23 protein-coding genes, 1 other RNA gene and 4 pseudogenes are annotated in these 24543 nt (G+C 66.9%); 13 read left to right on the forward strand and 15 right to left on the reverse strand.

All coding sequences use genetic code 11. The annotated features are described in order from the left end of the window. Nucleotides 1-75 precede the first annotated feature (75 nt). Both MBELCI_RS08890 and MBELCI_RS08895 read right to left on the reverse strand, forming a co-directional pair. Nucleotides 76-312 carry a DUF2842 domain-containing protein gene (locus MBELCI_RS08890; RefSeq protein ID WP_021693857.1) on the reverse strand — a complete coding sequence of 79 codons (237 nt, stop codon included), beginning with the start codon at nt 310-312 and terminating at the stop codon, nt 76-78. Between the two features lie 13 nt (nt 313-325). Next, entirely contained in the window at nt 326-1618 is a 1293-nt protein-coding gene (locus tag MBELCI_RS08895; protein ID WP_021693858.1) for an adenylosuccinate synthase, read from the reverse strand. 173 nt (nt 1619-1791) lie between these two features. On the opposite strand from MBELCI_RS08895, the gene secG reads away from it, so the two are divergent. After that, nucleotides 1792-2151: a preprotein translocase subunit SecG gene (gene secG / locus MBELCI_RS08900; protein WP_021693859.1), complete on the forward strand. Its 360-nt coding sequence runs from the start codon at nt 1792-1794 to the stop codon at nt 2149-2151. Nucleotides 2152-2323: 172 nt separating this feature from the next. Further along, nucleotides 2324-3967: a CTP synthase gene (gene pyrG, locus MBELCI_RS08905; RefSeq protein ID WP_021693860.1), complete on the forward strand. Its 1644-nt coding sequence runs from the start codon at nt 2324-2326 to the stop codon at nt 3965-3967. A gap of 52 nt (nt 3968-4019) precedes the next feature. On the opposite strand, the gene MBELCI_RS08910 is transcribed toward pyrG, so the two are convergent. Then, nucleotides 4020-4487, reverse strand: coding sequence for a lysozyme inhibitor LprI family protein (locus MBELCI_RS08910; RefSeq protein WP_021693861.1), 468 nt, complete (start codon nt 4485-4487; stop codon nt 4020-4022). Nucleotides 4488-4584: 97 nt separating this feature from the next. Then, nucleotides 4585-5358, reverse strand: a complete 774-nt coding sequence (locus tag MBELCI_RS08915) for a MipA/OmpV family protein (RefSeq protein WP_021693862.1) — start codon at nt 5356-5358, stop codon at nt 4585-4587. Nucleotides 5359-5525: 167 nt separating this feature from the next. Between MBELCI_RS08915 and MBELCI_RS08920 the strand changes: the two genes are divergently transcribed. From MBELCI_RS08920 to MBELCI_RS08965, 10 genes and pseudogenes are all read left to right on the forward strand, one after another. Next, nucleotides 5526-6311, forward strand: a complete 786-nt coding sequence (locus tag MBELCI_RS08920; RefSeq protein WP_021693863.1) for a 23S rRNA (adenine(2030)-N(6))-methyltransferase RlmJ — start codon at nt 5526-5528, stop codon at nt 6309-6311. A 60-nt stretch (nt 6312-6371) separates the two neighbouring features. After that, nucleotides 6372-6818: a tellurite resistance TerB family protein gene (locus MBELCI_RS08925; RefSeq protein ID WP_021693864.1), complete on the forward strand. Its 447-nt coding sequence runs from the start codon at nt 6372-6374 to the stop codon at nt 6816-6818. Between the two features lie 112 nt (nt 6819-6930). After that, nucleotides 6931-7718, forward strand: a pseudogene (locus MBELCI_RS08930) (ABC transporter ATP-binding protein). Nucleotides 7719-7759: 41 nt separating this feature from the next. Next, a complete protein-coding gene (locus MBELCI_RS08935; protein WP_021693866.1) occupies nt 7760-8497 on the forward strand; it encodes a transporter substrate-binding domain-containing protein in 738 nt (245 codons plus the stop codon). A gap of 57 nt (nt 8498-8554) precedes the next feature. After that, the gene (locus MBELCI_RS08940; RefSeq protein WP_021693867.1) at nt 8555-9460 is read left to right on the forward strand and encodes an ABC transporter permease; all 906 of its coding nucleotides are present in this window, start codon (nt 8555-8557) and stop codon (nt 9458-9460) included. Then, entirely contained in the window at nt 9457-10266 is an 810-nt protein-coding gene (locus tag MBELCI_RS08945) for an ABC transporter permease (protein WP_021693868.1), read from the forward strand. The genes MBELCI_RS08940 and MBELCI_RS08945 overlap by 4 nt, the downstream gene beginning before the upstream one ends. Next, nucleotides 10263-11594, forward strand: coding sequence for a glutamine synthetase family protein (locus MBELCI_RS08950; protein ID WP_021693869.1), 1332 nt, complete (start codon nt 10263-10265; stop codon nt 11592-11594). Before MBELCI_RS08945 ends, MBELCI_RS08950 begins: the two co-directional genes overlap by 4 nt. Nucleotides 11595-11654: 60 nt before the next feature. Beyond that, entirely contained in the window at nt 11655-12332 is a 678-nt protein-coding gene (locus MBELCI_RS08955) for a type 1 glutamine amidotransferase (protein WP_021693870.1), read from the forward strand. Next, nucleotides 12329-13681 (forward strand): glutamine synthetase family protein, encoded by a 1353-nt coding sequence (locus MBELCI_RS08960; protein WP_021693871.1) that lies wholly within the window; start codon nt 12329-12331, stop codon nt 13679-13681. Before MBELCI_RS08955 ends, MBELCI_RS08960 begins: the two co-directional genes overlap by 4 nt. Beyond that, entirely contained in the window at nt 13678-14982 is a 1305-nt protein-coding gene (locus MBELCI_RS08965) for an NAD(P)/FAD-dependent oxidoreductase (protein WP_021693872.1), read from the forward strand. The genes MBELCI_RS08960 and MBELCI_RS08965 overlap by 4 nt, the downstream gene beginning before the upstream one ends. Here the strand turns inward: MBELCI_RS08965 and MBELCI_RS08970 are convergent. Beyond that, entirely contained in the window at nt 14979-15233 is a 255-nt protein-coding gene (locus MBELCI_RS08970) for a DUF6552 family protein (RefSeq protein ID WP_045319920.1), read from the reverse strand. The two genes, MBELCI_RS08965 and MBELCI_RS08970, sit on opposite strands and share 4 nt — an antisense overlap. A gap of 146 nt (nt 15234-15379) precedes the next feature. Between MBELCI_RS08970 and MBELCI_RS08975 the strand changes: the two genes are divergently transcribed. After that, the gene (locus tag MBELCI_RS08975) at nt 15380-16264 is read left to right on the forward strand and encodes a LysR substrate-binding domain-containing protein (protein WP_021693874.1); all 885 of its coding nucleotides are present in this window, start codon (nt 15380-15382) and stop codon (nt 16262-16264) included. A gap of 57 nt (nt 16265-16321) precedes the next feature. On the opposite strand, the gene rpmG is transcribed toward MBELCI_RS08975, so the two are convergent. The 10 genes and pseudogenes from rpmG to MBELCI_RS09020 form a co-directional block, all read right to left on the reverse strand. Continuing rightward, nucleotides 16322-16489 carry a 50S ribosomal protein L33 gene (gene rpmG / locus MBELCI_RS08980; RefSeq protein ID WP_017928995.1) on the reverse strand — a complete coding sequence of 56 codons (168 nt, stop codon included), beginning with the start codon at nt 16487-16489 and terminating at the stop codon, nt 16322-16324. A 127-nt stretch (nt 16490-16616) separates the two neighbouring features. Next, nucleotides 16617-17039: RNase P RNA component class A (gene rnpB, locus MBELCI_RS19280), an RNA gene on the reverse strand. A gap of 11 nt (nt 17040-17050) precedes the next feature. Further along, nucleotides 17051-17727: pseudogene (locus MBELCI_RS08985) on the reverse strand (N-acetylmuramoyl-L-alanine amidase). A gap of 6 nt (nt 17728-17733) precedes the next feature. After that, nucleotides 17734-18414: a hypothetical protein gene (locus tag MBELCI_RS08990; RefSeq protein ID WP_021693877.1), complete on the reverse strand. Its 681-nt coding sequence runs from the start codon at nt 18412-18414 to the stop codon at nt 17734-17736. A 37-nt stretch (nt 18415-18451) separates the two neighbouring features. Continuing rightward, nucleotides 18452-19935, reverse strand: a pseudogene (gatA, locus tag MBELCI_RS08995) (Asp-tRNA(Asn)/Glu-tRNA(Gln) amidotransferase subunit GatA). 11 nt (nt 19936-19946) lie between these two features. Beyond that, nucleotides 19947-20234 carry an Asp-tRNA(Asn)/Glu-tRNA(Gln) amidotransferase subunit GatC gene (gatC, locus tag MBELCI_RS09000; protein ID WP_021693879.1) on the reverse strand — a complete coding sequence of 96 codons (288 nt, stop codon included), beginning with the start codon at nt 20232-20234 and terminating at the stop codon, nt 19947-19949. Nucleotides 20235-20263: 29 nt separating this feature from the next. Then, nucleotides 20264-20920, reverse strand: a complete 657-nt coding sequence (locus tag MBELCI_RS09005) for a hypothetical protein (protein WP_021693880.1) — start codon at nt 20918-20920, stop codon at nt 20264-20266. Between the two features lie 9 nt (nt 20921-20929). Then, on the reverse strand, nt 20930-22252 hold the full coding sequence (locus tag MBELCI_RS09010; RefSeq protein ID WP_021693881.1) for a pilus assembly protein TadG-related protein: 1323 nt from the start codon (nt 22250-22252) through the stop codon (nt 20930-20932). A gap of 2 nt (nt 22253-22254) precedes the next feature. Beyond that, nucleotides 22255-22602, reverse strand: coding sequence for a hypothetical protein (locus MBELCI_RS09015; protein WP_131505521.1), 348 nt, complete (start codon nt 22600-22602; stop codon nt 22255-22257). 174 nt (nt 22603-22776) lie between these two features. Continuing rightward, nucleotides 22777-24197, reverse strand: a pseudogene (locus tag MBELCI_RS09020) (Glu/Leu/Phe/Val family dehydrogenase). Nucleotides 24198-24543: the final 346 nt, after the last annotated feature.

A 24543-nucleotide genomic window follows, 5' to 3' on the forward strand; every position in this document is an offset into this window, starting at 1 on the left:
CGAAGGCACTATCCCAACGAAAAGGGCGGCACCGGAAGGCGCCGCCCTTTCTCGTCTCGACTACGAAAGACCGGATCAGCCGTCATCGCGGTCTTCGTTCGGATCGGCCTTGCCGACGCCGAGAAAGATCCGCCGGAACGGCAAGGCCCAGAGAAAGCCCAAGCCCACGTAGATCGCCAGTTCCACGAGGATCGAGGGCCGGTCGAACAGCCCCACCAGCGTGATCGCCACGATGATGTAGCCCGGCAGGCCCACCAGCAGGATCAGCAGCGACAACCGTCGCCGCGCCTTGATCGAGAGCTTGCGCGCCATCAGCCCCGCCCCCTCAATCCGCGAACGGATCGGTGACGAGGATCGTGTCGTCACGCTCGGGGCTGGTCGAAACCATGGCCACCGGGCACTGGATCAGTTCCTCGATACGGCGGATATACTTGATCGCCTGCGCCGGAAGATCGGCCCACGACCGCGCACCGGCGGTTGATTCCTGCCAGCCGGGCATCTCCTCATAGACCGGCACGCAACGCGCCTGACGGTCGGCGGCCGTCGGCAGGTAGTCGTAGCGCTCGCCATCCAGCTCGTAGCCGGTGCAGATCTTGAGCGTCTCGAACCCGTCGAGCACGTCGAGCTTGGTCAGCGCAATGCCCGACACGCCGGAGGTCGCGCAGGTCTGGCGCACGAGGCAGGCGTCGAACCAGCCGCAGCGGCGCTTGCGGCCCGTGGTGGTGCCGAATTCGTGGCCGCGTTCGCCCAGACGCTGGCCGTCCTCGTCATGCAGTTCGGTCGGGAACGGGCCTTCGCCGACGCGGGTGGTATAGGCCTTGACGATACCGAGCACGAAATCGATGGCATTCGGGCCGACGCCGGTGCCGGTGGCCGCCTGCCCCGCGATGACGTTCGAGGACGTCACGAAGGGATAGGTGCCGAAATCGATGTCCAGAAGCGCGCCCTGCGCGCCTTCGAACAGAATCCGCTGCCCGGCACGACGGCGCTCTGTCAGCACCTTCCAGACGGGGGCCGCGTATTTCAGGATCTCGGGCGCGATTTCGCGCAGCTGATCGAGCACGGCGTTGCGGTCGATCTCGGCCAAGCCGAGGCCCGCCCGTAGCGCGTTGTGATGCACGAGCGCCCGGTCGAGCCGCAGCTGAAGCGTCGCGTCGTCGGCGAGATCTGCGACGCGGATCGCACGGCGTCCGACCTTGTCCTCATAGGCGGGGCCGATGCCGCGCCCGGTGGTGCCGATCTTGGCGACGGTGCTGAGCCCTTCGCGCGCGCGGTCCAGTTCACCGTGGAACGGCAGGATCAACGGCGTGTTCTCGGCAATCATCAGCGTCTCGGGGGTGATCTCCACGCCTTGGCCGCGGATGCCCTCGATTTCCTTCAGCAGGTGCCACGGGTCGAGCACGACGCCGTTGCCGATGACCGAAAGCTTGCCGCCGCGCACCACGCCCGAGGGCAGCGCATGCAACTTGTAGACCTCGCCGCCGACGACCAGCGTATGGCCCGCGTTGTGACCGCCCTGAAAGCGCGCGATCACGTCCGCCCGCTCGGACAGCCAGTCCACGATCTTGCCCTTGCCCTCGTCGCCCCACTGGGTGCCGACGACCACCACATTCGCCATGGACGTACCCTCTCCGGTCTTGCAATCCGGCGTCCCTATAGCGCCGGGCGCGGCTTGGCGAAACCGCAAACTGGCTTCGACCCTCTCGCGGGCCCACTTCGGGGTTGCGACACGGGCCGCCCTCTTCTAGATACGGCGCGTTCCGCCACACCCCGTCGCTCGCAGAGGTCCGCATGGAAAACGTCGTTCTGATCGTCCACCTGATCCTCGCGCTGTCGCTGATCGGCGTGGTGCTGCTGCAGCGTTCCGAAGGGGGCGGCCTCGGCATGGGCGGCGGCGGTGGCGGCGTGATGTCGGGCCGGGCCGCGGCCACGGCACTGGGCAAGGTCACCTGGGGCCTCGCGGCGGCCTTCATCGTCACATCGATCGCACTGACGATCATCGCGGCCGAAAACTCGGCGGGCGGATCGGTACTTGACCGGTTGAGCGGCTCGGCACCGGCGCAGGACAGCGCACCCAGCACCGATCTCGGCGGTGGCAGCCTGTTGCCGCCCTCGGCCTCCGACGGCCCCATCGTGCCGCAGGCCGAGTAAAGCCACCCACAATCACTGGGCGTCGGCCGAATTCGGCCACATGATCTTGCGCCCCCGGTTGCGGTCACGGGCCGAATCCGGGTATCCTCAAATCCCGTGATGCCGCGAAACCCACGTTTCGCGGCAGTCTTCCATTCGATGCTCATTCGACGATCACGGGGTACTTCCGACCATGGCGCGTTACATCTTCATCACCGGCGGCGTTGTCTCCTCGCTCGGCAAGGGACTGGCCTCGGCGGCGCTGGGTGCGCTCCTGCAGGCCCGCGGCTACACGGTCCGGCTGCGCAAGCTCGATCCCTATCTCAACGTCGATCCGGGCACGATGAGCCCGTTCGAGCACGGCGAGGTCTTCGTTACCGATGATGGCGCCGAGACCGATCTCGATCTGGGCCATTACGAGCGGTTCACCGGCGTTGCGGCGCGGCGCACCGACTCGGTCTCGTCGGGGCGGATCTATTCGAACGTGCTCGAAAAGGAGCGCCGCGGCGACTACCTCGGCAAGACGATCCAAGTGATTCCGCACGTCACCAATGAGATCAAGGATTTCCTCTCGATCGGCGCCGATGAGGTCGATTTCCAGCTCTGCGAGATCGGTGGCACGGTCGGCGACATCGAGGGCCTGCCCTTCTTCGAGGCGATCCGGCAATTCGCGCAGGAGCGCCCGCGCGGTCAGTGCATCTTCATGCATCTTACCCTGCTGCCTTATGTCGCCGCCTCCGGAGAGCTGAAGACCAAACCGACGCAACACTCGGTCAAGGAGCTGCGCTCGATCGGCATCGCGCCCGACGTCCTGGTCTGCCGCTCCGAGCATCCGATCCCGGAAAAGGAGCGCGAAAAGATCGGTCTCTTCTGCAACGTGCGCAAGGAGAGCGTGATCGCGGCCTACGACCTCAAATCGATCTACGAGGCGCCGCTGGCCTATCACCGCGAGGGGCTCGACCAGGCCGTGCTCGACGCCTTCGGCATCGCGCCCGCGCCCAAGCCCAACCTCGCGCGCTGGCACGATGTGAACGACAGGCTGACCCATGCCGAGGGCGAAGTCCGCGTCGCCATCGTCGGCAAATACGTGCAGCTCGAGGACGCCTACAAGTCGATCAAGGAGGCGCTGACCCATGGCGGCATGGCCAACAAGGTCCGCGTCAAGGTCGAATGGGTCGACAGCGAAGTCTTCGACCGCGAGGACCCGGGCCCCTATCTCGAAGGCTACCACGCGATCCTCGTGCCCGGCGGCTTTGGCGAGCGCGGCACCGAGGGCAAGATCAAGACCGCGCAATTCGCACGAGAGCGCGGCATCCCCTATTTGGGGATCTGCCTCGGGATGCAGATGGCGGTGATCGAGGCGGCGCGCAACGTCGCGGGCTTCAAGACCGCCGGATCGGAAGAGTTCGATCATGAGGCGGGCAAGCGCCGGTTCGAGCCGGTGGTCTATCACCTCAAGGAATGGATCCAGGGCAACCACGTGGTCGAGCGCGCGATCGGCGACGACAAGGGCGGCACGATGCGCCTCGGCGCCTACACGGCGGCCCTGACGGAAGGCTCGAAGGTGGCCGAGGTTTACGGCGCCAGCCGCATCGAGGAGCGGCATCGCCACCGCTACGAGGTCGACACCAAGTACCGCGAGGCGCTCGAAGCCAAGGGCCTGTGCTTCTCGGGCATGTCGCCCGACGGCCGCCTGCCCGAGATCGTCGAGTGGAAGGATCATCCGTGGTTCATCGGCGTGCAGTTCCACCCCGAGCTGAAGTCCAAGCCCTTCGCGCCGCACCCGCTTTTCGCGGATTTCGTGCGCGCCGCCGTGGAAACCTCGCGGCTGGTCTGAGGCGAAACGCCGGATCGTGACAGGGCCGCTCCTTCGGGGGCGGCCCTTTGCGTCAGCGGTAGAGGATGAAGTAGAACTCGATCGCCTTGCGCGCGGTCAGATCGCGCTGGCACTCGGCACCGTAGATCACCCGGATCGAACCGCCACCCGCGCGGTCATAGGCGCGTCGGCATTCGGCATCCCGATCCTTGATCCATTGACGCTGCGCGGCAAGCAGGCGTTCCCAGCTGCCATTCGCCTGCGCCCGCGCCCGCATGGGTCCCCACCAAGCGTTCAGCCAGCTGTCCCAAGCGCCGGCCTCGCGCATCACGCAATCGGCGATCTCGATCGTGGTCTGGCTGCGGCAGCCTCCCGCAATGATGTCCATGCATTGCGACAGCACCTGCGACCGCGAGCCGCGCGCGGCGGCGGCCTGCACGCAGGCGCCGACGCGCGACACCTCCTCGCGGCTGGGTGTCGTCTGGGCGGTGGCGGGCTCGCCGAAGGCGAGCGCCGCAAGAAGGATGGCAAGACGAAACATGGGAAGAGCCCTCCCGTTACCGATGACATAGGCTCCAAGCCTACCACGGATGAGGGTTTTTCCCGCCAGCAAAGAGGCCGCGTGGCGCGGCGCCGCCTCAGAACCGGAAATCGACCTCTCGGGTGAGACCCAGCCGCGCGCCGAACTGGTCGTCGTCGAGGCTGATCGGGCTGTCGGCGGCGTCGTTCATCAGCCGTTCGTAGGTCACGGCCCCGTCGAGGCCCCAGCTGTCGCTGAACTCGTAGATCGCGCCCAGCTCGGCCCCGGCCGAGATCAGGCCGCCATCGGCGGTGTAGCCCGGCGTGCCGAAATAGGTCTGTGCATAATCGTCGTCACCAAACAGCACGCGCGGGCCCGCGCGCAGCGTCAGCCGGTCGGAGGGGCGCAGATAGGCGTCGGCCCCAAGCTCGGCCACGTAGCTTTCATGTCCGCCGAACCCGCGCCGCACATCGGCGAAGACGCCGAAGCTCTCGGTGTCGTAGGAGGCGCCCAGACCCAATTCGAGCGCGGCGTCGATATCGTCGAGCCCGGCCACGTTCTCGACGTCGCTGCCCTCGCGCTCCCCGATGTAGCGAAACGAGCCGCGCAGGCCGAAGCCTGTGGAGACAAAGCCCGGATCGTCGTTGCCGATGTCGAACGGGCCGAACCGCAGCCGGTCGAGCGCGAAGCCCAGATCCGGCCCAACCTCGTATTCGTCCGAGCCGAAATAGGTGGGCGAAGCCGCCAGACCGCCGCGCAGAGTGAAGCCCAGCGCCCGGCCCGGTGCTGCCGGAGCGGGCACGATCATCGGTTCGACCATCGGCTGGTCGAGCGCGCCGGCCATGGCGGGGAGCGGGGAAAGAGCGAGAGCGGCAAGCAGGAGGCGGCGCATGGGCGGGTCCTTTCGGGTGGATCTAGTCTAGCAGATACGTCGCGTGCGCCGGTAAGCAAATCTTGCGCGCAGTTCGCCGCCGGGCGTGGCGCGCGGGCCACGGCTTGCCCCGCCCCCGCCCCGCCGCTAGTCGGTGAGGTGTCGCCGAGGGGCCGAAGGAGACGTTCATGCTGTCCTACCAGCACGCCTATCACGCGGGAAACCTCGCCGATGTGCACAAGCACGCCGCGCTCGCGTGGATGCTCGACTACATGGGCCGCAAACCCAAGCCCCTGAGCTATCTCGAGAGCCATGCGGGCCGCGCGCTCTACCGGCTCGACGCGTCAGAGGCCGCCAAGACCGGCGAGGCGGCGCAGGGCGTGGAGCGCGTGGCGGGATGGTTCGACACGCAGCACCCCTATCGCCGCACGCTGGAGGCGACCCGCGCGGAACATGGCGCCAGAGCCTACCCCGGATCGCCCGAGATTGCAGCAAGGCTTCTGCGCGCAAGCGATGCGATGCACCTCGCCGAGTTGCACCCGCAGGAGCACGCGGCGCTGGCCGCACATTTGGGTGACCGGGCCAAGGTGCACCGCCGCGACGGAATCGAGATGGCGGTGGCGCTGACCCCGCCCGAGCCGAGACGCGGCCTGCTGCTCATCGATCCGAGCTGGGAGATCAAGGAGGATTACCGCGCCATTCCGCAGGCGATCCGCCGCATCTCCAAGAAATGGGGCGTGGGCACGATTGTGCTGTGGTACCCGATCCTGCGCGACCGGCCCCATGCCCCGATGCTGCGCGCGTTGGGGCGCGATATCGCTGATGGCGTGCGCCACGAGGTCGCCTTTCCGCCCGCGCGGGAGGGTCACGGCATGACCGGTTCGGGGCTTTTCGTAGTGAACCCGCCGTTCGGCTTTCACGAACAGGCGCAATGGCTCTCGGCGCGCTTTGCCTCGCTGGCCCCGCAGCCCTGACGCCCGGCCTCGTGATCCCAAGGGCCTTCCCCTCGCCGCAGGGCCTTCTATATTGGCCCCATGTTCGCAGATCTCCTCCGCCGCCTCACCGATCCCGCGCCCGAGCGCCTTCCCGATGCCGACGCGCGTCTTGCACTCGGCGCGCTGCTGGTGCGCCTCGCACGTGCCGATGGCCATTACAGCCCCGAGGAGGCGCGGCGCATCCTGCGCATCCTGCGCACCCGCTACGCGCTGGACGAGGCCGAAGCCGAGGCCCTGCGCGCCGATTGCGAGGTGATGGAGGCCGAGGCCCCCGACACCGTGCGTTTCACCCGCGCCATCAAAGACGCGGTGTCCTACGAGGACCGCGAGGCGGTGATCGAAGCGCTTTGGGAGATCGCGCTCGCCGATGGGCAGCGCGAGGCCGAGGAGGACGCGCTGATGCGCATGGTGGCCCCGATGCTGGGCGTGTCTGACCCCGACAGCGCCCGCGCGCGGCAGCGCGCCGCCGGACGGATGCAGGGCTGAGCGAAACCGGTTTTCCGTGGCGTAGCTGACGCCGGGGCAGAGGCGCGGTCCCCGTTGCATTTCGTGTGAAACTGTCCCCTACTCGGTCGCCAGACAGGGGACATGAGAGCACGTGAGCGACAGCAAGCCGGTCATTGAAATCCGCAATCTGCACAAGTCCTACGGGACGCTCGAAGTGCTCAAGGGCGTGGACATCACCGCGCCCGCCGGGCACGTCGTGTCGATGATCGGATCGTCGGGATCGGGCAAGTCGACGCTGCTGCGCTGCTGCAACCTTCTGGAGGACAGCCAGCAGGGCGACGTGATCTTCGAGGGCGAGCCGGTGCGCTGGAAGGGCAAGGGCCTCGATCGCCGCCCGGCCGATGCGAAACAGGTCACCCGGATCCGCACCAACCTTGCCATGGTGTTCCAGCAGTTCAACCTCTGGGCACATATGACGATCCTGCAGAACGTCATGGAGCGCCGGTGACGGTGCTCGGTCGGCCCCGCGCCGAAGTCGAGGCTAAGGCCCGCGAGTACCTTGCCAAAGTCGGCATCGGCGACAAGGCCGACGCTTGGCCCGCGCAGCTTTCTGGTGGCCAGCAGCAGCGCGCCGCGATCGCCCGCGCGCTGTGCATGGAGCCGCGCGCCCTGTTGTTCGACGAGCCGACAAGCGCGCTCGACCCCGAGCTGGAGCAGGAGGTGGTGCGGGTGATCAAGGATCTGGCCGAGGAGGGCCGTACCATGATCATCGTCACCCATGATATGCGCATGGCGCATGACGTGGCCGATCACGTGGTGTTCCTGCACAAGGGGTTGATCGAGGAGCAAGGCCCGCCTGCCGAGCTGTTCGGCAACCCGAAATCCGAGCGGCTGCGGCAGTTCCTGTCGCACTCCGCCCCGCATCCGCAGCCCGCCTGAGAGCGGGCACGGCCCTTTCCCCAACAGGAGACCACAACACGATGAAGACCCTGATCCTTTCGACCGCGCTTCTGGCGCTGGGCTCCGGCGCCGCGCTGGCCGAGAGCCACATGCAGACCGTTCGTCTGGGCACCGAGGGCGCCTACCCTCCGTACAACTTCCTCAACGATGCGGGCGAGGTCGACGGCTTCGAGCGCGAGGTTGGCGACGAGATCTGCGCGCGCGCCGAGCTGACCTGCGAATGGGTTACCAACGACTGGGATTCGATCATCCCCAACCTCGTATCTGGCAACTACGACACGATCATCGCCGGAATGAGCATCACCGACGAGCGTGACGAGGTCATCGACTTCACCCAGAACTACTTCCCGCCCGCCGCCTCGGCCTATGCCGCGCCCTCCGAGGACGTGGACCTGACCGGCGGCGTCGTCTCGGCGCAGGCCACCACCATTCAGGCCAGCCATGTCGCCGACAGCGGCGCGGCGCTTCTGGAGTTCGCCACCCCCGACGAAGCGGTGGCCGCGGTGCGCAACGGCGAGGCCGACGCGATCTTCGCCGACAAGGATTTCCTCGTGCCGATCATCGAGGCGTCGGGTGGCGAGCTGATGTTCGTGGGCGACGACGTACCTCTCGGTGACGGCATCGGTGTCGGCCTGCGCGAGAGCGACGGCGAACTGCGCGACAAGCTCGACGCGGCGATCCAGTCGATGAAGGATGACGGCTCGCTCAACGAGCTGCTGATCAAGTGGTTCGGCGAAGAGACCCAGACCTTCGAATAAGCCTATCCGCCGAATGACCACCGGGGCGGCCCCGCGCCGCCCCGATCGAAAGCTCCCATGTTCGCATCCTGCGCCGATCCCGAAACCCTCTCCGGCCTGAGCTGGCTCTGGTGCTACCTGACCACGGGCAAGCATCTCGCCTTCTACGGGGCCTTCGGCACCGTGCTGCTGCTGCTTGCGGTGACCGCTCCCGTGGCGCTGGCCTTCGGCTTTGGCGGCGCGGTGGCGGCGCGGTCGCGTATCGCGCCGCTGTCCTGGCTGGGCCGCGCTTATATCGCCGTGGTGCGCGGCGTGCCCGACATCGCCTTCTTCCTGTTTTTCGTGATCGCGCTCGATCAGGGTATCGAATGGCTGCGCCACAAGGCCAAGTGCCCCGACTGGGATCAGCCGATCCGGCAAGGCAGCGACTTCGTCGTCTGCGCCGAGGCCAAGATGCCGCTCTCGACCTCGGCCCAATGGGTGCACGAGGTCTATGGCTTCTGGCTCGCCGTCTTCACCTTCGCCCTCGTCTTCGGCGCTTTCGCCGCCAACGTGCTCTACGGTGCGATGCGTGCCGTGCCGCAGGCGCAGATCGAGACCGCCGAGGCTTACGGCATGACCCGCCGTCAGGTGTTTCGCCGCATCACCGTGCCGCAGATGTGGGTCTATGCCCTGCCCGGCCTGTCGAACCTCTGGATGGTGCTGATCAAGGCCTCGCCGCTGCTGTTCCTTCTGGGCGTCGAGGACATCGTCTACTGGGCGCGCGAACTGGGTTCGACCAAGACACCGCAATTCACTGCCTATCCGCATGGCGACTGGCGGATGTGGTACTTCCTGTTCCTTCTGGTGTTCTACCTCGCCTTCACCCGGATCTCCGAGATCGTGCTCGACCGGATCATGCTGCGGCTCAGCCATGGGCAGGCGACGCTTGGAAGCCACAAGCGCACCGGCCCCATCGGCATGAACAAGGCGGGCCCGCCATGAGCTGCTACGACACCCTCATGGAGTACGGGCTGCGCTCGCTGGGCTATGGGGAGCGGCTGCTGCCGCGCTCGGACTTCACGCTGTGCCAGCAGGTCGTGCTGATCGGCTCGGGCATGATCTGGAACGTCTATTTCGGCGTCGTGGCGCTCTTGTCGGGCTTTGCGCTGGCCACCGCTCTCGCGGTGGGCAAGGCGTCGCGCTCGGCATGGTTCCGCAAGCCCGCCCAATGGGTGATCTTCCTGTTTCGCGGCTCGCCGCTCTTCATTCAGTTCTTCTTCGCCTATTTCCTGTTCTTGTCGCTCAAGGGGCAGGTTCCGGCCTTCGACGCGCTGACCTCGGCATGGCTGGGCGCGGCCGTGGTGCTGTTCTTCAACACCGCCGCCTATTCGGGCGAAATTTTCTACGGTGCGCTGCAATCGGTCCCGAAGGGCGAGGTCGAGGCCGCCGACGCCTACGGGCTGTCGGGCTGGTCCAAGTTCCGCCGCGTGGTCTGGCCCACGACGCTCAGGCTGGCATGGCCCGCCTATACCAACGAGGCGATCTTCCTGTTCCATGCGACGACGCTGGTGTTCTTCTCCGGCTTTCCGGCCTCGCGGCAGCAAGGCGACGCGCTTTACTATGCCTCGTATTTCGCGGACAAGACCTTCAACCCCTTCGTGCCCTATCCGATCCTAGCGGGATATTTCATCCTGCTGACCTTGGTGGTGATCGGCGTGATGGGGCTGATCGGGCGCCGTCTCAACCGACATCTCCCCGATGCCGCCGGCGCCCGGCGACGCGGTGGTTTCAGGACGATATTCAGATGAGCTGGCTCGACGAGCATCCCGATGTCCGCAACATCCGCGTCGGTGCCGCCGACCTCAACGGTCAGGCCCGCGGCAAGCGCGTGCCCGTCCGCTTCGCGCGCAAGATCGAGGAGGAAGGCACGCGATTTCCGCTTTCGGTGCTGAACCTCGACATCTGGGGCGAGGACGTGGAGGACAGCCCGCTGGTGTTCGAGATCGGCGACCCCGACGGCGTGCTGCGCCCGACCGAGCGCGGCTATGTGCCGATGCCGTGGCTGTCGATCCCCTCGGCGCTTCTGCCCTTGTGGATGTACACCGAGGATGGCGAGCCCTTTGACGGCGATCCGCGCCACGCGCTGGGCCGCGTCGTCGAGCGTTACAAGGCGCGCGGACTGAACCCTGTGGTGGCGACCGAGATGGAGTTCTATCTCATCGACGACAGCGGCAAGGAGATCCGCCAGCCCAAGAGCCCGCGCTCAGGCAAGCGCCGTGCCGGGGCCGACATCCTGAGCCTGCGCGCACTCGATGCCTTCGACATCTTCTTCAACGATCTCTACGACGCCTGCGAGCTGATGGACATTCCCGCCGAGGCGGCGATCTCCGAGGTGGGGCTGGGCCAGTTCGAGGTCAACCTGATGCACGTCCCGGACGCGCTCAAGGCCGCCGACGACGCATGGCTGTTCAAGATGCTGGTGCGCGGGCTGGCGCGCAAGCACGGCATGGCCGCGAGCTTCATGGCGAAACCCTATGAGGAGTTTGCCGGAAACGGGCTGCACACCCATTTCTCGGTGCTCGACGAGGCCGGAAACAACATCTTCGCCGATGGCAGCCATGACGGCACGCCGGTGCTGCGCCATGCCATCGCGGGCTGTCTCAAGGGCATCCCCGACTGCGCTCTGGCCTTCGCGCCGCATGCCAACAGCTATGACCGGCTGGTGCCCGACAGCCATGCGCCCACCGGCATCTGCTGGGCCTATGACAACCGCACCGCTTCGGTGCGCGTGCCCGGCGGATCGCCCGCCGCGCGGCGGATCGAACACCGGGTCGCGGGGGGCGACGTGAACCCCTATTTGTTCCTCGCCGCCGTGCTCGGCTCGGCGCTGGTCGGTATCGAGGACGCGATGACCCCGCCCCCGCCCATCGTCGGCAACGCCTACGAGCAGGAAATGGCGCAGATCCCGCAGACTTGGGGCGCCGCGATCGACGCCTTCGAGAATTCGGAGATGGTCCGGCGCATCTTTCCGCAGCTCCTGATCGACAATCTGGTGATGACCAAGCGCCAAGAGCTGCACTACATGGCCGAGCTCAGCCCCGACCAGCAACTCGAGCTTTATCTCGACACGGTCTGATCCGCTTGCCCCAGCCCCTCTCGCGGACTAGCTTCCGGGTATTCCTAGACACGGTGCTTCATGCAGATCGGCATTCTTGAGACCGGCCACGCGCCAGACGCGCTGCGGCCGGAGCTTGGCGACTATTCGGACCTGTTCGAGCGGCTGCTCGATGGGCATGGCTTCGTCTTCCGCCGCTACGACGTGGAGGCGATGGATTTCCCCCGAAGCGTTGGGGAGTGCGACGGCTGGCTCATCACCGGCTCCCGGCATGGCGCCTATGAGGATCACGCCTTCATCGCGCCCCTGGAGACGCTGATCCGCAAGATCCACGCCGCCGGGACACCGCTCGTCGGAGTCTGCTTCGGCCATCAGATCATCGCCCAGGCCCTTGGCGGCCGGGTCGAGAAATTCGTCGGCGGCTGGTCGGTGGGCCGCAAGAGCTATGATTTCGAGGGGCGCGAGATCGCGCTCAACGCCTGGCATCAGGACCAGGTGGTGACGCTGCCCGAGGGGGCGCGGATCTGTGCGGCCAACGACTTTTGCGCCCATGCCGCACTGGCTTGGGGCGATCATGTCTTCACCGTGCAGCCTCACCCCGAGTTCGGCGCGCGCTTCATCGAAGGTCTCGCCACGACCCGCGCCATCGGCGTCGTGGCGCAAGAGCACATCGACCACGCGCTCGCCAACCTCGACAAACCGGTGGACGCCGATGTTCTGGCCGAGCGCATGGCCCGCGTGCTGAAGGGGGCCGCATGAGCTGGATCGACGAGATCCCCGAAGCCGCCCGCCTCTATCTCGATCAGCACCGCCTCGACGAGGTGGAATGCGTGATCGCCGATCTGCCGGGCATTGCCCGCGGCAAAGCCGTCCCCGCCGCCAAGTGGGAGCGCCAGCAGTTCTTCCACCTGCCCAACTCGATCTTCTTTCAAACGATCACTGGTGACTGGGGCGAGGCGGCGGGCCCCGAGGGCTTTGTCGAGCCCGACATGGTGCTGCGGCCCGACCTCGCCACAACTACCGCCGCGCCGTGGGCCGCCGATGGCACGCTGCAGGTTATCCACGACGCCTATGACCAGAAGGGCCGCCCCGTCGGATGTTCGCCGCGCAACGTGCTCAAGCGCGTGGTCGATCTCTACAAGGCCGAGGGCTGGACCCCGGTGATCGCGCCGGAGATGGAGTTCTATCTCGTCGGTCGCAACGTCGATCCGGCCAAGGCGATCGAGCCGATGCTGGGCCGCACCGGTCGCCCTGCCGCTGCGCGGCAGGCCTATTCGATGACCGCCGTGGACGAATACGGCCCCGTGATCGACGACATCTACGAATATGCCGAGATACAGGGCTTCGAGATCGACGGCATCACGCAGGAGGGCGGCGCGGGCCAGCTCGAGATCAACCTGCGCCATGGCGATCCGGTGAAGCTCGCCGACGAGGTGTTCTTCTTCAAGCGGCTGATCCGCGAGGCGGCGCTCAAGCATGACTGCTTCGCCACCTTCATGGCCAAGCCGATCGAGGGCGAGCCCGGATCGGCGATGCATGTCCACCACTCGATCATCGACGCCAAGGGGCGCAACCTGTTCACCGGGCCGCAGGGTGGCGAGACCGACGCCTTCTTCAACTTCATCGGTGGTCTGCAGGAGCATATGCCGAGCGTGATCGCGATGATCGCGCCCTATGTGAACTCGTTCCGCCGCTACGTGCGCGACCACGCCGCCCCGATCAATCTCGAATGGGGCCGCGACAACCGCACCACCGGCATCCGCGTGCCGATCTCGCCGCCGCAGGCGCGCCGCGTGGAAAACCGGCTCGCCGGGATGGACTGCAACCCGTATCTCTGCATCGCCGCCTCCCTGGCCTGCGGATATCTGGGCATGAAAAACGAGATCTGGCCGGACAAGCGTTTCCGAGGCGACGCCTACGAGGCCGCCGACGAGATCCCGCAGGGGCTCTATGCCGCGCTCGACCTCTTCGACAGCGCCAAGGAGCTGCACGAGGTACTGGGGCCCGAGTTCGTGCGCGTCTACTCGATCGTCAAGCGCGCCGAATACAACGAGTTCCTGCAGGTGATCAGCCCGTGGGAGCGCCAGCACCTGCTGCTCAACGTATGAACCCGCTTTATCGCAACGACCGCCCCGGCCAGATGCCGCGCAGCTGGTATGCCGCCACGGCCGAGCCGGTGGCCGACCGCGCGCCACTCAACCACGACCGTCGCTGCGACGTGGCCATTGTCGGCGCGGGCTTCACCGGTCTCTGGGCCGCGCTGACGGCGGCGCGCGCCGGGCTCGATGTCGTCGTGCTCGACGCGCATCGCGCGGGCTTCGGCGCCTCGGGGCGCAATGGCGGTCAGGTCGGGTCGGGCTTCAACAAGGGGCAGCTCTGGCTGGAGCAACGATTGGGCGAAAGCCCCGCCCGGCAGCTTTGGGACCTCGCCGAGGAGGCCAAACGCCAGCTGCGCGAGTTCTGCGAGACCCACGCGCCCGAGGCTCGCTACCTGCCCGGCGTGGTGCATGGGGCCTATTCCACGAAGGAGGCCGAGGCCGACCGAGCCGAGGCCGAGCACCTCTCGCACGCCTATGGCTATGACGCGATCCAACCATTGGGCCGAGACAAGATCCGCGGGATCGTGAAGACCGAGGCCTATCACGGCGGCCTCATAGACGAGGGCGCGGGGCATCTGCACCCGCTGCGCTATGCCCGCGCGCTGGCGCGCGAGGCCGAGGCCGCCGGGGCCACGATCCACGAGCTGACCGAGGTCACCCGCGTCGAGCGCGGCGAACCGGCAGTGCTGCACACGCCCCATGGCCGCGTGACGGCAGACCACGTGATCCTTGCCGGCAACGGCTACCTCCCCGGCATCATGCCCGAGGTCGCGGCGAAAGTGATGCCGATCAACAGCTTCATCGCCGCGACCGAACCGCTCGGGGATCGCTGGCGCGAGGTGCTGTCGCGCGACATCGCGGTGGCCGATTCGCGTTTCGTGGTGAACTACTACCGCATGACCGAGGATCGCCGTTTTCTCTTTGGCGGACGCGAAAGCTATTCTATCGGCTTTCCGACCGACATCACCACCAAGCTGCGCGCCCGGATGCAGAGCCTGTTCCCGCAGCTCTCGGACGTGCGCATCGACAATGTCTGGGGCGGCACGCTGGGCATCACCATGTCGCGCCTGCCCTCGTTGCAACGCATCGGTCCCAACATCCTTTCGGGCGCGGGGTTTTCGGGGCACGGCGTGGCGCTGTCGGGCATGGCGGGCCGCGTCATGGCCGAGGCGGTCGCGGGGCAAGCTGGGCGGTTCGACACCTTTTCGCGCCTGCCGGTGCCCGAGTTTCCGGGCGGCGCAGACTGGCGCGCGCCGCTGCTGACGCTGGCGATGACATGGTTTTCGCTGCGTGACAGGCTCGGGGTCTAGCCGCTCGCCATCCCGGCCAGCATCGCGCCGAGTGCTACGAAGTGGATCAGCATGATCGCCCGGTCGTTCCAGATGAACCCCATGGCGAGCCAGCCCACCACACCGCCAAGAAACAGGTAGAGATTAAGCGGTGTGACGCCGAAGGCGGTCGCGGCATAACCCGCGATCTGGATCACGCTGGCGATCCATTTCACCATGAAGGCGACCCGGGGATCGCGCCAGAAGGCGCGCCGCGAAGGCCTGTCGGGCATGGTGCATTCGATATTTTCTACCGTCACGAAGCTCTCCCGAATGGCGTGTCGAGGCCGCCCCGAGCGGCCCGTTGTCATATCAGGTAATCGCGTTAGGCTGTCGTGACGATTCAGAAGCACTACAGCCTGTCAGTAGAAAACCTATCATGTCGCGCCGCACCGCCCTGCCCCCGCTCAATGCCCTGCGCGCCTTCGAGGCGGCGGGCCGGCACCTGACCTTCCGCGCCGCTGCCGATGAGTTGGGCGTCACGCAAGGGGCGGTGGCGCAGCATGTGCGCGGGCTTGAGGCGCAGATGGGGCTGCGGATGTTCCTGCGCGAGGCGCGCGGGCTGTCGCTGACCGAAGAGGGCCGCGCCTACCACGCCGCCGTTTCGCAGGCCTTTGCACAGTTGTCGGAGGCGACGGCGCGACTCAGGCCCGCGCCGGAGCACGTCACCATCTCGGTGACGCCGACTTTCGCTTCCAAATGGCTCATCCCTCGCCTGCCCGGTTTCGGTACCGCCCATCCCGAGATCGATCTCAGGGTCATGGCGACCGAGCGGGTGACCAGCTTTCATTCCGACGGGATCGACCTTGCCGTTCGGCAGGGCGAGCCGCCCTTCGGCGCCAGCATCCGCGCCGACCCGCTGTTCCGCCAGGAGATCCTTGCAGTCTGCGCGCCCGACATGACCCCCGGCATCGCCCCGCCCTTCGGTCCCGAGACCCTGTCCGCCCTTACGCTCCTGCATGATACGCACAACCTTTGGCCGCGCTACCTGCGCGAGGCTTTTCCCGGCATGCGCGCTGCCCACCCCCGCGGCATCCGCTTCAGCCAGACCACGCTCGGGCTCGACGCGGCGCTGGCGGGACAAGGTGTGGCGCTGGCGAGCCAGTTCCTCGTGGACCGCGACCTCGCTGCCGGTCGGCTGGTACAGGCGATGGGTCATGTGCTCCGGGGGCGGCGCGATTTCTACCTGCTGGCCTCGCGAAGCCGCATGTCGCCTGCCACGGCGGCGGCGCGCGACTGGCCGTTGGTACAGGCCGATCCATAACGAAAAGGCCGCGCTCCTTGCGGAACGCGGCCCTGAATTCCGTCGGAACGGCTCAGATCACTTGATCTTGCCTTCCTTGTATTCGACATGCTCGCGCTTGACGGGGTCGTACTTCCGCACGACCATCTTCTCGGTCATGGTGCGGGCGTTCTTCTTGGTCACGTAGAAGTGGCCGGTCCCCGCGGTCGAGTTCAGGCGGATCTTGATCGTCGTCGGCTTCGCCATGGTCGTCTCTCCTGCTCGCGGGGCGTGCGCGTTGACGGCGCCCGCGTGAATACGTCTGAGACCCGGCTTTTAACCGCGCGCGAGGCGCTGTCAACCGGGAAACGGGCCGGGATGACCCGTGGTCGATTTGCGCGGATGGCCTGTAAGCCGGATTCTGTCCCGGGGTCGCCCCCGGCGATGACCATTCATCTCGACACCCTGTTACCAGAGCGCCTGAAGCTGCCAACCCGGACCTCTCGGGGTCAGGCGTCCCTGCGGCGATATCCGGCAAACCCGGATCAGCACCCGCGCGAGGTCCCTATTTGGCATTGCTCCCGGTGGGGCTTGCCGTGCCGGTCCGGTTGCCCGTCCCGCGGTGGGCTCTTACCCCACCGTTTCACCCTTACCCCGGTTCCGACGAAGGCGAACCTTCGACGCATTGACCGGGGCGGTCTGTTCTCTGTGGCGCTTTCCCTCGGGTTGCCCCGGCCGGGCGTTACCCGGCACCGTGCCTTGTGGAGTCCGGACTTTCCTCGAACCTGTGAAGGCCCGCGGCCATCCAGCCATCCGCGCCCTCGTGGCCTATGCCGCGGGCGCGTCCCGGTCAACGGGAAAGCGCGCGGCGAGATCGGCGATCAGCGCCATGTCGGCGGCCTCGACCGGCCCGTGGGCACGTGGGCGAAACCGCAGGCGAAAGGCCCTGAGCCGCAGCTCGTGAGACGCCTCGGCGGTATAGCCGAACCGCCGCGCCAGATCGTCGAAGCCGGAGGACGAGACGGGCGGCGCCTGCCCCCTCTCGGGCCAGACCGACAGCCCGTGCTGCGCCAGCCGGCGCCAGTCGAAGCGCGGTCCGGGGTCGTCCTTGCGGCCCGGCGCCATGTCGGAATGGCCGATCACCCGTTCGGGACGGATCGACCAGCGCACCATGAGTTCCCCGAGCAACTTCTCGAGCGCCGCCATCTGCGGTCCGGCGAAGGGATGGTCGCCCCGGTTGTAGAGCTCGATGCCGATGGAGCGGGAGTTCACGTCGCTCACGCCGCCCCAGCGCCCCGCCCCGGCATGCCAGGCGCGCAGATCCTCGGGCACCAGCCCGGTGACCGCGCCGCTGCCGGAGATCAGCCAATGCGCCGAAACCTCGGCTCGGGATCGCACAGTCGGGCCAGCGCCTCGTCATGGCTGGTCATGGCAGTATAGTGGATCACCACGAGATCGGGCCGCGCGCCAAGGCGTCGCGGCCCATGATTCGGCGACAGCGGCATCGCGCCCTAGCGGCCGACCGCCGCGAGGAACGGCGCCGGGTCCCAGCCACAGGCGAAACCGTCGCCATCGGGGTCGATGCCCTTGGGGTCACGCTCGGGGCCGCCGCGCGCGAGGAAGTCGCGCTGCGCCTCGTCGGGCGAGCGGTAGGCGGCGCAGTTGCGCTCGAACCGGTTGCCCATGGTCCCGAGCACGAAGCGCGAATACCACTCCTGCCCGCGTTTGTTGGGGGCGTTCAGCGCGTATTCGACGATGTTCGGCCCGGTGTCGCCCGCACGCTGCGGCAGCGCGGTGGGCTGGATCACCTGATAGGCGGCAGCCTGCTGGGCGCGGCGCTCGGCGTCGGATTGGATCGTCTCGCGGCCCGCCACGGCGTCGAAGCTCTGCTCGTCGGAGATCGCGGCGCCGTTGGCGGTCGGCATCGCGTTGGTCGGGCTGGCCTGCACCCCGCCGCGCCGCTCGAGGTCCTGCCCCGAAGCCGCGCCGATGCCCGCCGCCGACAGCTCGGTGCTGGCGATGGCACCACCCGCCGGCGCGCCGAAGCTGGCGGGCTGATCGCCGAAGGTGCCGGTCAGCTGCGCCTCGCGCATCGCGGCGCCGCTGTCGGGCACGCGCGGCGCGCAGGCCGCCAAGGTCAGCCCGGCGCAGGCCAGGGCCAGGATTTTCGTTCGAGAGGCAAGCGGTTTCACGGCGACACTCCGGGCCCTGATCTGATCGACTGCGCCGTTACCACCATTTCACGGGCTTGGAAACGAAACCTGCGGCCTGTTCGAGCGCATAGGCGGTGTTCAGAAGATCGCCCTCCTCCCACGGCCGCCCGATCAGCTGCAGGCCCAGCGGCAGGCCCTTGTGATCGAGACCTGCGGGCACCGAGATCCCCGGCAGACCGGCAAGGTTCACCGTCACGGTGAACACGTCGTTGAGATACATCTGCACCGGGTCGGCGTCCTTCATCGCACCGATTCCGAAAGCCGAAGAGGGCGTCGCGGGCGTCAGGATCGCGTCGACCCCTTCGGCGAAGACCTGATCGAAGTCGCGCTTGATCAGCGCGCGCACCTTGCGGGCCTGGTTGTAATAGGCGTCGTAGAAGCCTGCGGACAGCACATAGGTGCCGACCATGATGCGGCGCTGCACCTCCGGGCCAAAGCCCTCGGCCCGGGTTTTCTCGTACATTTCGGTGATGCCGTCGCCCTGCGCGAGCTTGGCGCGGTGGCCAAAGCGCACGCCGTCATAGCGCGCGAGGTTCGAGGATGCCTCAGCGGGGGCGATCACGTAATAGGCCGGCAGCGCGTATTTCGTGTGCGGCAGCGAGATGTCACGGATCAGGGCACCGGCATCGCGCAGCATCTCGGTGCCGCGGGTCCAGAGCGTCTCGATCTCGCCCGGCATTCCGTCGACATGATATTCGCGCGGGATGCCGATCACCTTGCCGCGGATGTCGCCGGTCAGCATCGCCTCGAAATCGGGCACAGGCAGATCGGCGGAGGTCGAATCGCGGGGATCATGGCCCGACATGGCGCGCAGCATGATCGCCGCATCACGCACGTCGCGGGTCATCGGCCCGGCCTGATCGAGCGATGAGGCGAAGGCGATGATGCCGAAGCGCGAGCAGCGCCCATAGGTCGGCTTGATGCCGGTGATGCCGGTGAAGGCCGCCGGTTGCCGGATCGAACCACCGGTGTCGGTGCCGGTGGCCCCGAGGCAGAGATCGGCGGCCACGGCGGCGGCTGAGCCGCCCGAGGAGCCGCCAGGCGTCAGATCAACGCCATCATCGGCCTTCCACGGGTTCACGGCGGCGCCATAGGCCGAGGTCTCGTTCGACGAGCCCATAGCGAACTCATCCATGTTGAGCTTGCCCAGCATCACAGCGCCGTCGCGGAACAATTGGCCGGTGACGGTCGATTCGTATTGCGGGCGAAAGCTTCGAGGATGCGGCTCGCGGCCTGGCTTGCCACGCCTTCGGTGCAGAACAGGTCCTTGATCCCGAGCGGGATGCCGCACAGGTCGGGCGCGTCTCCGGATTTCAGCCGCGCATCGGCGGCCTCGGCCTGCGCGCCCGCGATCTCGGGCGTCTTGTGGGCATAGGCGTTGAGCTTGTCTCCGCCGTCGACGGCGGCGTTGAACGCGCCCGTCAGCTCGACCGAGGAAATCTCGCCCTTGCGGAGCGCGTCGCGCGCCGAGGCGATGGTGAGCTTGGTCAGTTCGGTCATCAATCCGCCCCCTATTCCACGACCTTCGGCACCGCGAAGAAGCCTTCGCGCGCGTCGGGCGCGTTGGCGAGGACCTTATCTTGCTGGCTGCCGTCGGTGACCACGTCGTCGCGGCGCTTGAGATGCATTGGCGTGACGCCGGTCATCGGCTCGACGCCCGTCACATCGACCTCCTGCAGCTGTTCGATGAAGCCGAGGATGGTGTTGAACTCGGAAGCGAGCGCGGGCAGCGCCTCCTCCTCGACCCGGATGCGGGCCAGCTTGGCCACCCGCCGGGCGGTGTCGGTGTCGATCGACATGGGGCTCTCCTGTCTGGTCGATCCCGGCTTTAGCGGGCGCGGGGCGGTCCCGCAAGCAGCGCCCGGCGGATCAGCTCGATCATCCAGCCCAGCATCACCCCGTTGAGCGTGTGCCATGCGAAATGCGTACCGATGGGCCAGTTCGCGCAGAGCGCCCCGTCGAGCGAGCGGAAGACCAGAGACAGGCACAACAGCGCCGCGCCCAGGGCCATCCCCCGCCCCACCATCGGCCAGCGCCGCCAGAGCCACGCGGCATAGACCGCGATCAGCAGCGGCACCGGCCAGTAGAAGGCAGAGACGGAGAGGAAGGGCAGCGCCGCGAAGACCGGCGTCAGCAATAGCGCCCAAGGCACGAAGCCCGCCGCCCCCAGCGCCGAGGCCCAGACCGGCCAGCCCAGATAGGCGCGGTTCGCGGCATAAACATAGGCGAGGATGAAGACCGCGATCGGGATGACGTCGGCCGCAGAGGCCCAGATCGTGGCGAAGGAATGGAACAGCGCGCTGCCGATGCCGATGACGAAAAGCAGCGCCGCCAGAGCTCGCGGCAGTACCAACCCGTCCGCGCGGCGCCAGCACCAGGTCGCGGCGATCAGGAATGCGGCGTTTGAGACGAGGTTCAGCGGCTCGGCCCACAGGCCGGGCGTCAGCCGTTCGCAATAGCCGTCGATGGCGGCGGTCCAGTCCATGCCCGCAGGCTAGAGCGCGAGGCGGTAGTGATCCACCCGGAAGTTGTCGTTCATGCCGCCCGAGCAGCGATACATCAGCATGTTGGAGGTACCGTCGATCTTGCCGCCAGCGATCAGCGACAGTCCGACCCCCATCGCTCCCGCGCTGAAGGTGATGTCTTTCTTCGCGATGATCTGACTGCCATGCAGATGCATGTTGGAGGGCAGGCTCGTCCCGCCCATGGTCAGCAGTTGCGCGCTGCCGCCCGGCAGGCAGGCATCCGCACGTCCAAGCCGCACGCCGGAGCTGCCGGAGATCGATTTATCGCTGGTGCTGGTGGTAGCCAGCACCGCGTCCTCAAAGGCGAGACCCGAGCCGAGGCTGACCTCGCAATCGGTGACGATGACGGCCTCGCGAATCGTCGTGTAGAGGCCGCGTGTCCTGAGCTGGACCTTGCCGCCATTGCAGGAGATCCGATGGATTCGGCCGCGCCGAAAATCGGACGGGTCGAACTGCCCCCCCGAGAGCTGGATCACGCTTCCCGAAGTGACGTAATCCGGTGTGTGCCAGGCCCCGATGGTCTGGATCTGCGAAATGATGTCCGACAGGTCGCGAAGCTCGCGGATCTCGACCGTGGCGGTCCGCAGCGCCGCCTGCAGCCCGTCATTCTGCTTGAAGCCCGAGGACGGCATCGAGAACTGTGACAGGTCCGGCATCGACAACACGGTGCCGGGGGCGAAGGTGTTGTTGTTGTTGATCGACACGGAAGTGTTCGAATGCATGCAAAAGCCGTTGAGATAGGCGTTGTTCGACTGCACGTCGATCAGCCCCTCCGATAGGAACCCCTCCTCGGAGCAGCCCGGATTATAGGCCACGAAGACCGCTTCGCGCGAAATATCCCAGCTGTCGAACCCGATCAGTTGCGTCAGAAAGCTGATCACCGCGTTGTCGCGCGCGGCGAGACGGGCGGTCGACACCCGCACCGCCATGCCTTTGGAGGGGTCGGCGACGAATCCGCCCGTGGCATAGTCGAAGACCCCGAAGGAGATGTCGGAGGCCAGCAACTGGTCGCCGCGCTCGGCCGCGGGGTCCGAGGCGCGCACCATCGCCACCGCCTCCGCCTTGGCTGCCGAAGCCGACATCTTGCGACGGCTGACCAGTGCGGCATGGGCCGCCGCATCGGCCATCACCTGCAGGCGCACCCTTTCGGCATGGACGTGGCTCACGTCGATGGCGAGACCGCCGATCACGGCCATCGTCAAAAACACGAAAAGACCGAACAGCGTCATCGCCCCGGCGGCATCCTTCGCGAGCCGGAAGCAGAGGTCGTGAAGACGGCGGGGCGACCACATGATCAGTATTCCACCATGTGCCGCGCGTTCACCGTCATCACCGCGCCGCCCAGAAACGGCAGGCTGCTGCTCATTGTCATCGATCTGAGGGGCAGGCTCGCGGTGGTGATGATGGTATTTCCGGTGATCCCGGTGGTGACCGTCGCTCCGGGAACAGCGAGCGCCAGCTTCTGCGCGATGGCGGTTTGCGCCGCCAAGGGCGAGGTGAGGCGATTGATCGACAGCGCGCGATTGCCGTCCTGAATGATCCGCATCGCCTCACTTTGCTTGAGATAGACGTTGGACACATCCGCAACCAGCAGGATGAAGAAGGTGAACAGCGGGATCCACATCACGGCTTCGATCGACATGGAGCCGCGCGCGTCCTTCGCGAAGCTCTTGCGATGCGACCGGCACGATGTGGTCCCGCGCCGGTCCTTTTTCCTTGCTCGGTCCATGTTCCCCGTCTTTCGGCCTTCACGTCTCCTTCAGACTAGGGGCGGATTGCGGCCTTTTTTCGTTGACCAGGGGGAACCTATCGGGCGTCAGAGGCCCTTGGAGCGGTAGCTCATCGCCACCCGGCCGATCGCCACGAGATAGGCCGCGGTGCGCAGGTCGGGCACGTCGTCGCGCGAATGCCAGATCTCGCGCATCGACTGGTAGGCGGTACGCATCGTGTCATCGAGCCCCGAGCGGACCAGCTCCAGCTCGTCGTCGCCCTTGAGATAGCGCGCCTTGAAGTCCTTCGACAGGTTCCAGCCCAGCCCCTCATCGTCCGACAGGCGCTCCAGCTCGTCGACGATCGCCTGCGCGCGGGCCTCGTCGGCGCGCCGCTCCATCCGGCCAAAGCGGATATGGCTGAGGTTCTTGACCCATTCGAAATAGGACACGGTCACGCCGCCCGCATTGGCATACATGTCGGGGATGATGACGGTGCCCTTGCCGCGCAGGATGTCGTCGGCGCCCGCCGTGATCGGCCCGTTCGCGGCCTCGATGATCAAGGGCGCCTGAATCCGGTCGGCGTTGCCGAGGTTGATCGTGCTTTCCAAAGCGGCGGGGATGAGGATGTCGCACTCCGCCTCCAGAAGCCGCGCCCCGTCCTCGTGATGCGTGGCCCCCGCGAAGCCCGCGACGCCGCCATGCTTGCCGATCCATTGGTGCACCGCCTCCACGTCGAGGCCGTTCTCGTCGACGATCGCGCCGTCGCGCTCGATGATCGCGGTGATCCTGGCCCCGTCCTCCTCCGAGAGGAACTTGGCGGCGTGGTAGCCCACATTGCCGAGACCCTGCACGATGACCCGCTTGCCGACGAGCGTGCCCGACAGGTTGGCCTTGGCCACGTCCTCGGGATGGCGGAAGAACTCGCGCAGCGCGTATTGCACGCCGCGCCCGGTCGCCTCGACCCGGCCATGGATGCCGCCCGCGTTGAGAGGTTTGCCGGTGACGCAGCGCGCGAGTTGATGTCGGTGGTGTTCATCCGCGCGTATTGATCGGCGATCCAGGCCATCTCGCGCTCGCCGGTGCCCATGTCGGGCGCGGGCACGTTCTGGCTCGGGCTGATCAGGTCGCGCTTGGCCAGCTCATAGGCGAATCGCCGGGTGATCTGTTCGAGCTCGTGCTCGTCCCAGTCGCGCGGGTCGATCCTGAGGCCGCCCTTGGAGCCGCCATAGGGCACCTCCACGAGAGCGCATTTATAGGTCATCAGCGCCGCCAGCGCCTCGACCTCTTCCTGATGCACCGACGATGCGTAGCGGATACCGCCCTTGACCGGCTCCATGTGCTCGGAATGCACCGAGCGGTAGCCGGTGAAGGTGTGGATCTGGCCGCGCAGCCGCACGCCGAAGCGCACGGTATAGGTGGCGTTGCAGACGCGGATCTTCTCCTCGAGCCCCGGCGACAGGTCCATCAACGCCACGGCGCGGTTGAACATCATGTCGACGGAGTCGCGGAATCCGGGTTCTGCCATCTCGGGCTGGTGCTCGGTCATCTCGGGTCTTCTCCCTGTGCTGCCGGTGTCGGACCGGCGGTCCCTGACCGATCCTAGGCCCTTGCGCGCAAGAATCGACCTCCGTGTCGACCGATGGCGCGACGGAAGGCGCAATGGGTCCGAATCCGGTCCAAGTTTGGTCATCGTGTCATGGTTGCCTGTGTCTGAATTTCAGGAAACCCCGCCATGACCCCGCTCCGTCCTTTCAGTCGAGATAGCCAGCCTAGGACCGGCCTGCGCGCCTTTTGGCAAGTTCAGGTCCCGCGCGCCTTCCGGCAAGTGCATGCTCTGCGGGCCTTCCGGCAAGTGCATGTTCTGCGCGCCT

The sequence above is a fragment of the Limimaricola cinnabarinus LL-001 genome (assembly GCF_000466965.1).
Classification (GTDB): domain Bacteria; phylum Pseudomonadota; class Alphaproteobacteria; order Rhodobacterales; family Rhodobacteraceae; genus Limimaricola; species Limimaricola cinnabarinus.